This is a genomic window from Klebsiella sp. JB_Kp004 (assembly GCF_040065795.1).
Lineage (GTDB): Bacteria > Pseudomonadota > Gammaproteobacteria > Enterobacterales > Enterobacteriaceae > Klebsiella > Klebsiella quasipneumoniae.
The window spans coordinates 15,894-28,125 of sequence record NZ_JBEAKW010000050.1; the positions used below are offsets into that span (position 1 = coordinate 15,894).

Below are 12,232 nucleotides of genomic sequence, written 5' to 3' on the forward strand. Positions count from 1 at the left end.
GGTGGGGCAACGCATTCCCGTTACGCTGGGCAATATCGCCCCGCTGGCGGTTAAACCCTTCCGACCAGGCAAGCTGGCGCTGGTGTGTGAAGGCGGGGGACAGCGAGGGATTTTCACCGCCGGGGTTCTGGACGAATTCATGCGCGCCGGATTTAACCCCTTTGACCTGATGCTGGGGACCTCAGCGGGGGCGCAAAACCTCTCCGCTTACATGTGTAATCAGCAAGGCTATGCCCGCAAAGTCATCACACGCTACACCACCTCACGCCAGTTTTTCGATCCGATGCGCTTTGTGCGCGGCGGCAACCTTATCGATCTCGACTGGCTGGTGGAGGCCACCTCGCAGCAGATGCCGCTGGCCATGAACTATGCCGAAACGCAGTTCGCGTTGGGCAAAGAGCTGTGGATGTGCGCCTGTCGCGGCGACGATTACTCCGCCAGCTATTTTTCACCGACGCCGCAAACCTGGCTGGATCTGATCCGCGCCTCCAGCGCCATCCCCGGGTTTTACCGCAGCGGCGTGCTGCTTGACGGCGTTAGCTACCTTGACGGCGGCGTCAGCGATGCGATACCGGTACAGGAGGCGGCCCGCCGCGGCGCTCAGACCATCGTGGTGATCCGCACTGTCCCTTCGCAGATGTTTTACACCCCGGAGTGGTTTAAGCGGATGGAGCGCTGGCTGGGGGAGAGCAGCCTGCAGCCGCTGGTCAATCTGGTGCATCATCACGAAACCACCTATCGCGCCATCCAGCAGTTCATCGAAAAACCGCCCGGCAAACTGCGGATCTTCGAAATCTATCCCCAGCGGCCGCTGCGCAGCATGGCGCTTGGCAGCCGACTGCCGGCGCTGCTGGAGGACTACAAAACCGGACGCCAGTGCGGCCGTTATTTCCTGGCCACCGTGGGTAAACTGCTGGCCGACCGGCCGCCGCTGTTGCGCCACGCGCCGCGTATCGCCCGGCCTGCGCCGGTGGTGGTGCCGCCGGTGCCGGTGGCCAATGAAGCGCCGCAGGCGACCATCATCGCTGCGCCGCAGGCCAATGACGCAAGCTTTAATCATGAGGATCTGGCGTGACGCACCGTTTTATCGATACCCACTGCCACTTCGATTTTCCTCCCTTCGCGGAAGATGAGGTCGCCAGCCTGGCGCGTGCGGCGCAGGCCGGCGTCGGGCGAATTATCGTTCCGGCCATCTCCGCTGAGCGTTTTAGCCGCGTGCTGGCGCTGGCGGCGCAGCACGAGGCGCTGTATGCCGCGCTGGGCCTGCATCCGATTGTCATCGAGCAGCACACCGATGAGGGGCTGGCGCAACTGGAGGCGTCGCTGGCGCAGCGCCCGCCAAAACTGGTGGCGGTGGGGGAGATTGGTCTCGATCTCTATCGCGACGAGCCGCAGTTCGATCGTCAGCAGGCGCTGCTGGAAGCGCAGCTGCGTCTGGCGAAGCGTTACGATCTGCCGGTGATCCTCCACTCCCGACGCACCCACGATAAGCTGGCGATGCTGCTGAAAAAACATGCCCTACCGCGTACCGGGGTGGTACATGGCTTCGCCGGCAGCCTGCAGCAGGCCGAGCGTTTCGTGCAGCTTGGCTATAAGATCGGCGTTGGCGGCACCATTACCTATCCCCGCGCCAGCAAAACCCGCGAGGTGATGGCGCGTCTGCCGCTTTCAGCCCTGCTGCTGGAGACCGATGCCCCGGATATGCCGCTCAATGGCTTCCAGGGACAGCCCAATCGCCCGGAGCAAGCTGCGCGGGTATTTGACGCCCTGTGCGAACTGCGGTCGGAGCCGCCGGCAGCCATAGCCGAAGGGATAATGCGCAACACGCTCGCCTTGTTTTCCCTGCCCTCCGCCACTGTATGGTGATCGAATTCTCATAATTGTTCATCCATATCATTGATTTGCGTAAAATGTGTGAAGCCTGGCAGGCAGGATAGTTTCATGCCGATATAATCACGCCGTTAGTGCTGGACTATCAAAACACAGGGAATCTGTATGCAAATCCTCATGGGACTTATCGGCATGGTGGCGCTGTTGGCCATTGCTGTGCTGCTCTCCAATAATCGAAAAGCCATTAACCTGCGTACTGTGCTCGGCGCCTGGATAATCCAGGTGGGTATCGGCGCGTTGATATTGTATGTACCGGCCGGGCGCTCGGCGCTGTTAGCGATGTCGAACGGCGTCGCCCGCGTAATTGCCTATGGCAATGAAGGGATCGGTTTCATCTTCGGCGGGCTGGTCTCCGATAAAATGTTCGAGGTGTTTGGCGGCGGCGGCTTTGTCTTTGCCCTGCGCGTGCTGCCGGTGATCGTCTTCTTCTCGTCGCTGATTGCCGTGCTTTATTACCTGGGCATTATGCAGCTGGTCATTCGCATTCTCGGCGGCGCGCTGCGGGCGGTACTGAAGACCTCGCGTACCGAATCGCTGTCGGCCACGGCGAACATCTTCGTTGGTCAGACCGAAGCGCCGCTGGTGGTGCGTCCTTATATCGCCACTATGACCCGCTCGGAGCTGTTTGCGGTCATGTGCGGCGGCCTGGCCTCGGTGGCAGGTTCCGTGCTGGCGGGCTATGCGCAGATGGGCGTTCCGCTGGAGTACCTGATTGCCGCGTCGTTTATGGCGGCGCCGGGTGGATTGCTGTTTGCCAAAATTATCGTACCGGAAACGGAAACGCCGGACGATAACCCGGCTCATGACCGCCAGAGCGCAGACGCGGATAAACCGGCCAACGTGCTGGACGCCGCCGCCTCCGGCGCCGCGTCTGGTATGCAGCTGGCGCTCAACGTCGGCGCGATGCTGCTGGCGTTTATTGCGCTGATCGCCCTGCTGAACGGCATTCTGTCCGGCGTCGGCGGCTGGTTTAACCATCCGGAGCTGTCGCTGCAGATGATCCTCGGCTGGGTCTTCTCACCGCTGGCGTGGGTGATCGGCGTGCCGTGGCACGAAGCGACGGTAGCGGGGTCGTTTATCGGCCAGAAGCTGATCATTAACGAGTTCGTGGCCTATATGAACTTTGGCGAGTATCTGAAGGCGGACGCCGAGGTGGCGGCGGCCGGGCTGCAGGTTATTTCAGATCACACCAAAGCCATTATCTCTTTCGCGCTGTGCGGATTCGCTAACCTGTCATCGATCGCCATCCTGATTGGCGGCCTCGGGGGGATGGCGCCCAACCGGCGTCAGGATATCGCCCAGCTTGGGCTGCGTGCGGTGGCGGCGGGGACGCTATCTAACCTGATGAGCGCCACCATCGCCGGGGTTTTCCTCGCCCTCTAAGCCAGTTCCCTCAACCAGCGGCCGCCGCGTCGCTGGTTTTATTGAATTTGTGAAAATCCCATCATTTCTGGCTTTTGGAAAAATAGCTTATATTTCAAAACATAATAATTTCATCACCGGCTTGGTGGGCAAAATGTGCGCCACGGTGTCGAGAGTCTCTGTCATTGTGTGTTATAATTGTCACATCCTCATTGGGTGCGGAGTTTCGATTATGCTTAAGAGGGGCGTGAGGATAATTGCCGCGGTATGCGCTGATATTTTGTGATTAAAGTCACATTACAGTAATGCAAATTAGTAAGTAGTTTTCATTAACTGTGATGAATGTCGAAGTGTAGCGGCGAGTGAATGTTACAATAGTAACAGACTCGCAAGGTGAACAAACTATTGAACCGGCACTGCGCCGGCGGAGTATGAAATGACTGATTTAAAAGCAAGCAGCCTGCGCGCGTTAAAACTGATGGACCTGACCACCCTGAACGACGACGACACCAATGAAAAGGTGATTGCCCTGTGTCATCAGGCGAAAACCCCGGTGGGTAACACCGCGGCGGTCTGCATCTATCCGCGCTTCATCCCGATTGCCCGTAAAACGCTGAACGAGCAGGGAACGCCGGAGATCCGCATCGCTACGGTCACCAACTTCCCGCACGGTAATGACGATATCGACATTGCGCTGGCGGAAACCCGCGCGGCGATCGCTTACGGCGCCGATGAAGTGGACGTGGTGTTCCCGTACCGCGCGCTGATTGCCGGTAACGAGCAGGTCGGCTTCGAGCTGGTGAAAGCCTGTAAAGAGGCCTGCGCGGCGGCCAACGTGCTGCTGAAAGTGATCATCGAAACCGGTGAGCTGAAAGAAGAAGCGCTGATCCGTAAAGCGTCTGAAATCTCTATCAAAGCCGGGGCCGATTTCATCAAAACCTCGACCGGTAAAGTGCCGGTGAATGCCACGCCGGAAAGCGCGCGCATCATGATGGAAGTCATCCGCGATATGGGCGTTGAGAAAACCGTTGGTTTCAAACCGGCGGGCGGCGTGCGCAGCGCGGAAGATGCGCAGCAGTTCCTGGCGATCGCCGATGAGCTGTTTGGCGCCGACTGGGCCGATGCCCGTCATTACCGCTTTGGTGCCTCCAGCCTGCTGGCCAGCCTGTTGAAAGCCCTGGGTCACGGCGACGGCAAGAGCGCCAGCAGCTACTGATTGTCAGACATTGCCGGATGACGCTTCGCTTATCCGGCCTACAGGATCGTAGGGCGGGTAAGCGTAGCGCCACCCGCCACCATTCACCCGATTCCTCATGGGGGTTACCGTGTTTCTCGCACAAGAAATTATTCGTAAAAAACGTGATGGTCAGGCATTAAGCGATGAAGAGATCCGCTTTTTCATCAACGGCATCCGCGACAATACTATCTCAGAAGGGCAGATCGCCGCGCTGGCGATGACCATCTTCTTCCACGATATGTCTATGCCGGAGCGCGTTTCGCTGACCATGGCGATGCGGGATTCCGGTACCGTTCTGGACTGGAAAAGCCTCAACCTTAACGGCCCGATCGTCGATAAACACTCCACCGGCGGCGTCGGGGATGTCACTTCGCTGATGCTGGGGCCGATGGTGGCCGCCTGCGGCGGTTATGTGCCGATGATTTCCGGCCGCGGACTCGGCCATACCGGCGGTACCCTGGATAAACTGGAAGCGATCCCGGGCTTCGATATCTTCCCGGACGACAACCGCTTCCGCGAGATTATTAAAGATGTCGGCGTGGCGATTATCGGGCAGACCAGCTCCCTCGCTCCGGCGGACAAACGTTTCTATGCCACCCGCGATATTACCGCGACGGTGGACTCCATCCCGCTGATCACCGCCTCGATCCTTGCCAAGAAGCTGGCGGAAGGGCTGGATGCGCTGGTGATGGACGTCAAAGTCGGCAGCGGCGCGTTTATGCCGACTTATGAACTTTCCGCCGCGCTGGCGGAAGCGATCGTCGGGGTCGCCAACGGCGCCGGCGTGCGCACCACCGCGCTGCTGACCGATATGAACCAGGTGCTGGCTTCCAGCGCCGGGAACGCCGTTGAAGTTCGCGAAGCGGTCCAGTTCCTGACCGGCGAATACCGCAATCCGCGTCTGTTCGACGTGACGATGGCGCTGTGTGTGGAGATGCTGATTTCCGGCAAGCTGGCGGCGGACGATGCCGACGCGCGCGCGAAGCTGCAGGCGGTACTGGATAATGGTAAAGCGGCGGAAGTCTTTGGCCGTATGGTCGCGGCGCAGAAAGGACCGAGCGACTTTGTCGAGAATTATGATCATTATCTGCCGACGGCGATGCTGAGCAAAGCAGTCTATGCTGATACCGAAGGTTTTGTCAGCGCGATGGATACTCGCGCGCTGGGTATGGCAGTGGTTTCTATGGGCGGCGGCCGCCGTCAGGCATCAGACACCATTGACTATAGCGTTGGCTTTACCGAGATGGCGCGTCTGGGTGACCGCGTGGACGGACAGCGTCCGCTGGCGGTGATCCATGCCAAAGACGAGAACAGCTGGCAGGAGGCCGCGAAAGCGGTCAAAGCGGCCATTAAACTGGACGATAAAGCTCCGGAAATTACACCGACAGTCTATCGCCGTATCACCGAATAGCGATATACTGATCTGATCGCTTTTTTGCAGCGCAAGATGTATGGAGAACAAGATGAAACGTGCATTTATCATGGTGCTGGACTCCTTTGGGATTGGCGCAACGGAAGACGCAGACCGCTTTGGCGACGTCGGCGCCGATACCCTGGGACACATTGCGGAAGCCTGCGCCAAAGGCGAGGCTGACCACGGCCGCAAAGGCCCGCTGAATTTACCGAACCTGACCCGTCTGGGGCTGGTGAAAGCGCATGAAGGCTCTACCGGTAAAATTGCCGCCGGAATGGATGGCAATGCCGAAGTGATTGGCGCCTGGGCCTGGGCGCATGAACTCTCTTCTGGTAAAGATACGCCGTCCGGCCACTGGGAAATCGCCGGCGTGCCGGTGCTGTTTGACTGGGGCTACTTCAGCGATCATGAAAACAGCTTCCCGCAGGAGCTGCTGGATAAGCTGGTGAAACGCGCCAACCTGCCGGGCTACCTCGGCAACTGCCACTCTTCCGGGACGGTGATCCTCGATCAGCTCGGCGAAGAGCATATGAAAACCGGGAAACCGATTTTCTATACCTCCGCTGACTCCGTGTTCCAGATCGCCTGTCACGAAGAGACCTTTGGCCTCGACAAGCTGTATGAGCTGTGCGAAATCGCCCGTGAAGAGCTGACCGAAGGCGGCTACAACATTGGCCGCGTCATCGCTCGTCCGTTTATCGGCGATAAAGCCGGTAACTTCCAGCGTACCGGCAACCGTCACGATCTGGCGGTCGAACCGCCGGCGCCGACCGTGCTGCAGAAGCTGGTTGACGAGAAGAACGGCCACGTGGTGTCTGTCGGTAAGATAGCGGACATCTACGCAAACTGCGGCATCACCAAAAAAGTGAAAGCCACCGGGCTGGACGCGCTGTTCGACGCGACCATCAAAGAGATGAAGGAAGCCGGCGACGAGACTATCGTCTTCACCAACTTCGTCGACTTTGACTCCTCCTGGGGCCACCGTCGCGATGTCGCCGGCTACGCGGCGGGTCTGGAACTGTTTGACCGCCGTCTGCCGGAGCTGATGGAGCTGGTAGGGGAAGACGACATCCTGATCCTCACCGCCGACCACGGCTGCGACCCGACCTGGACCGGTACCGACCACACCCGCGAGCATATTCCGGTGCTGGTGTACGGCCCGAAAGTGAAACCAGGATCGTTAGGCCACCGCGAAACTTTCGCGGACATCGGCCAGACGCTGGCGACATACTTTGGTACCTCGCCAATGGCGTACGGTAAAAACATGCTGTGATGCAATTGCCCGGTGGCGCTCAGCGATCCGGGCCTACGGTTTTGTCGGCCGGGTCAGGCGTAGCCGCCCGGCAAAAACAACAATGTAAAAGGAACTGAAGATGGCAACTCCTCACATTAACGCAGAAATGGGCGATTTCGCTGACGTAGTCTTGATGCCGGGCGACCCGCTGCGCGCCAAGCACATTGCAGAAACCTTTCTCGAAGACGTGCGTGAAGTGAACAACGTGCGCGGCATGCTGGGCTTCACCGGCACCTATAAAGGCCGCAAAATCTCCGTCATGGGCCACGGGATGGGTATTCCGTCCTGCTCTATCTACACCAAAGAGCTGATCACCGATTTCGGCGTCAAGAAAATCATCCGCGTCGGCTCCTGCGGCGCGGTGCGCGAAGACGTCAAACTGCGCGACGTGGTGATCGGTATGGGCGCCTGCACCGACTCCAAAGTGAACCGTCTGCGTTTTAAAGACCACGACTTCGCGGCGATTGCCGATTTCGGCATGGTGCGTAACGCGGTAGACGCGGCGAAAGCGCTGGGTGTTGACGCGCGCGTCGGCAACATCTTCTCTGCAGACCTGTTCTATACCCCGGACCCGTCCATGTTCGACGTGATGGAAAAATACGGCATCCTGGGCGTGGAAATGGAAGCGGCGGGTATCTACGGCGTGGCGGCGGAATTCGGGGCGAAAGCGCTGACCATCTGCACCGTGTCTGACCATATTCGTACCCACGAGCAGACCACTGCCGCGGAGCGTCAGACCACGTTCAACGACATGATTAAAATCGCGCTGGAATCCGTGCTGCTGGGCGATAAAGAGTAAAAGCTGTTGTGCCGGGCGGCGGCTTCGCCTGACCCGGCCTGCGGTTTTCCAGGCCCGCTAAGCGCTACGTCAGCGGGCTTTTTTTAGCGTACCGCGCCGGCAATCCACACCGACAGCGCTTTGAGTTCCGCTTCCTGCTCCGGGAAGTCCTCCATCAGCGCCTCACACTGCTGCTGCAAAACCTCAGCCCGATACTGACAGCCGATTAAGCGTTCCGCCAGCGCCTCCAGCGGCGCCGGATTCAGGCTATCGGTAAAGGCCTGCGCGCGGGTGATATGGCCCTTCTCAACGTCAAAATGCAGCTCGACGCCGCCCCAGGGGAAGCGCTCGTCCAGCAGGTGGGAAAAGGCGGGCGCCTGGCCGAAGTTCCACTCCCAGCTGCTCTGGCGAGCGAAAGTGTCGGCAAAGTTCGGCAGGTCCGGCGTGTTGTCCGGGGAGATCACCTCGGCGTCTACCCGTTCGCCGTAATGGCTGAAGAACGCCTCCTGGATCGCCTCGCAAACTTGCTGATGGGTAATGCCCGGCAGCAGCTCAACCAGGTTCGCCACCCGCCCGCGCACCGAGGTAATGCCTTTAGCCTGCAGCTTTTTCTGGTCCGGGTTGAGGTAGTTGGCGAGACGGCTTAGATCGGCGTTGAGCAGCAGGGTGCCGTGGTGAAAACCGCGGTCCATGGTTTCACGATAGGCTGAGCCGGAGACTTTGCGGTCGCCGCTGTCGGTTTTGACCACCAGATCGTTGCGCCCGGAGGCGTCGGCGGTTACGCCAAGTGAATTGAGCGCCGCCAGCACAATAGCGGTGGAGACAGTTTTGTCGTACTCCGGTTTGCCTGCCATAAAGGTAAAGCAGGTATTGCCGAGGTCGTGGAATACCGCGCCGCCGCCGCTGCTGCGACGGGCCAGCCGCACATGATCTTCCTCCATGCGGCGGGTATTACACTCCTTCCACGGGTTCTGCGCGCGGCCGATGACCACGGTATCGGCATTGCGCCACAGGAACAGCACCCGCTGGGTGGCGGGCATCTGGCGGAAAATGCACTCCTCGACCGCCAGGTTGAACCACGGGTCGTAAGAGTCAGAAAGCAGGAGGCGCAGTGTGGACATTATAGATTTCCTTTCTTTTCATCGTCTTCATCCTCAACCGGCTTGTTGGCGGTGAGCAGGAAGGGCGATTGCTGCCAGCGGGTGCGTTTGCCCTGCAGCAGCGTGCGGGTCAGTACCACGCCGATGGCCAGGGACAGCAACAGCATCAGGCGTAAGATATTGGTGGTATTATCCACCTGCTTCGCCTCGGTCGCCAGCGTATGGGTATCGAGGGTCAGACGCAGGTAGCCCAACGGACCGTTTTTTCCCGGTACCGGCTCGACAATCTGCTGGTTGAAGTAGCCGCCGGCTTTCTTACCATCCAGCGCCAGCCGGTCGCGAACCTCGACGCTTTCGCCAGAGCGCGCCACCAGGTCGCCCTGGTCGTCATATACCCCGGCGTCCAGTACGCGGCTGTTGTGGGTGAGCTGCGTCAACAGCTGATTGATGCGCTTTTCGTCCGGCGTCTCGCTGCGCATCAGCGGCGCGAGATTCAGCACCACCTGCTGCGCCAGCGTGCGGGCCAGCTCTTCCAGCTGCGGATTGCGTTGTTTCTGACTGTTCTGACTGAACCACGAGGCGCCCTGCATCAGCGCGACGAGCAGGGCGAGACAGATAAGGACAATGACCGCACGATGCAGCCGGAATTTCAGTTTTGCGCGAACCATATTCCACCTTTGAAAATTTGCAGCTTAATGTTGCCAGAAGCGCTGGTTACAAGGTAGCCTCATGCGTTATTTTCCTCGCATGAATGAAGAGATGTGGAGCCGTAATGCCTAACAGTTTGACCTGGTGCGACCTGCCTGAAGACGTTTCCCTGTGGCCTGGGTTGCCGCTTTCCCTGAGCGGTGACGAGGTCATGCCGCTGGATTATCACGCCGGGCGCAGCGGCTGGCTGCTGTACGGGCGTGGGCTGGATAAACGCCGTCTGACGGACTGGCAGCGTGAGCTGGGCGCCGCGTTAGTGATCGTCGCCTCCTGGGTGGTCGAGGATTACCAGGTGATCCGCCTGGCCGGTTCGCTGACCCCCCGTGCGACGCGACTGGCGCATGAGGCGGGGCTGGACGTCGCGCCATTGGGTAAAATCCCTCATCTGCGCACCCCGGGACTGCTGGTGATGGATATGGACTCCACGGCGATCCAGATCGAATGCATCGATGAGATCGCGAAACTGGCCGGCACCGGCGAGCTGGTGTCGGAAGTGACCGAGCGAGCGATGCGCGGGGAGCTGGACTTCACCGCCAGCCTGCGCCAGCGCGTGGCGACGCTGAAAGACGCCGATGCCAGCATTCTGCTGCAGGTTCGCGACGCGCTGCCGCTGATGCCGGGCCTGGCGCAGCTGGTGCTCAAGCTGGAAACGCTGGGCTGGAAGGTAGCGATCGCCTCCGGCGGCTTCACCTTCTTCGCCGAGTATCTGCGCGATAAGCTGCATCTCGACGCGGTGTTCGCCAACGAACTGGAGATCCGCGACGGCAAGCTCACCGGCAACGTGCTCGGCGATATCGTCGATGCCAAATACAAAGCCAATACGCTGCGCAAGCTGGCGGAAAAGTATGCGATCCCAACGGCGCAGACCGTGGCCATCGGCGATGGCGCCAACGACCTGCCGATGATTAAGGCTGCCGGGCTTGGTATCGCGTATCATGCGAAGCCTAAAGTGAATGAACAGGCGGAAGTGACTATCCGCCACGCTGACCTGATGGGGGTATTCTGTATTCTCTCGGGCAGCATGAACCAAAAGTAAGAGGTAAACGTGGCGAAAGCTCCAAAACGCGCATTTGTCTGTAATGAATGTGGTGCGGATTACCCGCGCTGGCAGGGGCAGTGCAGCGCCTGCCATGCCTGGAATACCATCACCGAGATGCGCATCGCCGCGTCGCCGCAGGTGGCGAGAAACGAGCGTTTGTCAGGCTACGCCGGTCACGCCGGCGTCTCGAAGGTGCAGAAGCTGTCAGACATCAGCCTGGAAGCGCTGCCGCGTTTCTCCACCGGTTTTAAAGAGTTCGACCGCGTACTCGGCGGCGGCGTGGTGCCGGGCAGCGCGATCCTGATTGGCGGTAACCCCGGCGCGGGGAAATCGACGCTGCTGCTGCAGACGTTGTGCAAGCTGGCGGAAGGGATGAAAACCCTGTACGTCACCGGGGAGGAGTCCCTTCAGCAGGTGGCGATGCGCGCCCATCGCCTTGGGCTGCCGACGGCGAACCTGAACATGCTGTCGGAAACCAGCATTGAGCAGATCTGTCAGATTGCCGAGGAAGAAAAACCGCAGCTGATGGTGATCGACTCTATCCAGGTGATGCATATGGCCGACGTTCAGTCGTCGCCGGGCAGCGTCGCCCAGGTACGTGAAACGGCGGCCTACCTGACGCGCTTTGCCAAAACACGCGGCGTGGCGATCGTCATGGTCGGCCACGTCACCAAAGACGGTTCGCTGGCCGGCCCGAAGGTGCTGGAGCACTGTATTGACTGCTCGGTGCTGCTGGACGGCGATGCCGACTCCCGCTTCCGCACTCTGCGCAGCCACAAAAACCGCTTTGGCGCGGTGAACGAGCTGGGCGTCTTCGCTATGACCGAGCAGGGGCTGCGCGAAGTGAGCAACCCATCCGCTATCTTCCTCAGCCGGGGAGATGAAATCACCTCCGGCAGCTCGGTGATGGTGGTCTGGGAAGGGACCCGCCCGCTGCTGGTTGAGATCCAGGCGCTGGTGGATCACTCGATGATGTCCAACCCGCGCCGCGTGGCGGTGGGGCTGGAACAGAACCGTCTGGCGATCCTGCTGGCGGTGCTGCATCGCCACGGCGGCCTGCAGATGGCCGATCAGGACGTTTTCGTCAACGTGGTCGGTGGGGTGAAGGTCACGGAAACCAGCGCCGATCTGGCGCTGCTGCTGGCGATGGTCTCCAGCTTGCGCGATCGCCCGCTGCCGCAGGACCTGGTGGTCTTTGGCGAAGTGGGGTTGGCTGGCGAAATTCGCCCGGTGCCGAGCGGACAGGAGCGTATCTCCGAAGCGGCGAAGCATGGCTTCCGCCGCGCCATCGTCCCGGCGGCCAATGTGCCGAAAAAAGTGCCGGAAGGCATGCAAATCTCTGGTGTGAAAAAGCTTTCAGACGCGCTAAGCGTTTTTGACGACTTATAATAAGTTAAAAGGAGATTAGCG

11 protein-coding genes are annotated in these 12,232 nt (G+C 59.9%); 9 read left to right on the plus strand and 2 right to left on the minus strand.

The features are described 5' to 3' along the window. Position 1 precedes the first annotated feature (1 nt). From ABLX76_RS23455 to deoD, 7 genes are all read left to right on the plus strand, one after another. Complete coding sequence (locus tag ABLX76_RS23455; RefSeq protein ID WP_023291890.1) at positions 2-1,075, plus strand: patatin family protein; 1,074 nt, start codon at positions 2-4, stop codon at positions 1,073-1,075. Further along, complete coding sequence (locus ABLX76_RS23460) at positions 1,072-1,866, plus strand: metal-dependent hydrolase (RefSeq protein WP_032452382.1); 795 nt, start codon at positions 1,072-1,074, stop codon at positions 1,864-1,866. Before ABLX76_RS23455 ends, ABLX76_RS23460 begins: the two co-directional genes overlap by 4 nt. 129 nt (positions 1,867-1,995) lie before the next feature. Beyond that, on the plus strand, positions 1,996-3,273 hold the full coding sequence (locus tag ABLX76_RS23465; protein WP_023291892.1) for a NupC/NupG family nucleoside CNT transporter: 1,278 nt from the start codon (positions 1,996-1,998) through the stop codon (positions 3,271-3,273). A 415-nt stretch (positions 3,274-3,688) separates the two neighbouring features. Continuing rightward, a complete protein-coding gene (gene deoC, locus ABLX76_RS23470) occupies positions 3,689-4,468 on the plus strand; it encodes a deoxyribose-phosphate aldolase (RefSeq protein WP_032452384.1) in 780 nt (259 codons plus the stop codon). A gap of 109 nt (positions 4,469-4,577) precedes the next feature. Continuing rightward, entirely contained in the window at positions 4,578-5,900 is a 1,323-nt protein-coding gene (deoA, locus tag ABLX76_RS23475) for a thymidine phosphorylase (protein ID WP_032429093.1), read from the plus strand. A 52-nt stretch (positions 5,901-5,952) separates the two neighbouring features. Continuing rightward, positions 5,953-7,176: a phosphopentomutase gene (deoB, locus tag ABLX76_RS23480; RefSeq protein WP_023291895.1), complete on the plus strand. Its 1,224-nt coding sequence runs from the start codon at positions 5,953-5,955 to the stop codon at positions 7,174-7,176. A 100-nt stretch (positions 7,177-7,276) separates the two neighbouring features. After that, the gene (gene deoD, locus ABLX76_RS23485) at positions 7,277-7,996 is read left to right on the plus strand and encodes a purine-nucleoside phosphorylase (RefSeq protein ID WP_002887789.1); all 720 of its coding nucleotides are present in this window, start codon (positions 7,277-7,279) and stop codon (positions 7,994-7,996) included. Between the two features lie 83 nt (positions 7,997-8,079). Here the strand turns inward: deoD and lplA are convergent, their stop codons facing one another. Continuing rightward, on the minus strand, positions 8,080-9,096 hold the full coding sequence (gene lplA, locus ABLX76_RS23490; RefSeq protein WP_032452385.1) for a lipoate--protein ligase LplA: 1,017 nt from the start codon (positions 9,094-9,096) through the stop codon (positions 8,080-8,082). Beyond that, positions 9,096-9,743: a YtjB family periplasmic protein gene (locus ABLX76_RS23495; protein ID WP_023291897.1), complete on the minus strand. Its 648-nt coding sequence runs from the start codon at positions 9,741-9,743 to the stop codon at positions 9,096-9,098. Before ABLX76_RS23495 ends, lplA begins: the two co-directional genes overlap by 1 nt. Positions 9,744-9,847: 104 nt before the next feature. Here ABLX76_RS23495 and serB point away from each other — a divergent pair, with 104 nt between their 5' ends. Next, the gene (gene serB, locus ABLX76_RS23500; protein ID WP_023291898.1) at positions 9,848-10,819 is read left to right on the plus strand and encodes a phosphoserine phosphatase; all 972 of its coding nucleotides are present in this window, start codon (positions 9,848-9,850) and stop codon (positions 10,817-10,819) included. 9 nt (positions 10,820-10,828) lie between these two features. Continuing rightward, positions 10,829-12,211: a DNA repair protein RadA gene (gene radA / locus ABLX76_RS23505; protein ID WP_348875363.1), complete on the plus strand. Its 1,383-nt coding sequence runs from the start codon at positions 10,829-10,831 to the stop codon at positions 12,209-12,211. Positions 12,212-12,232: the final 21 nt, after the last annotated feature.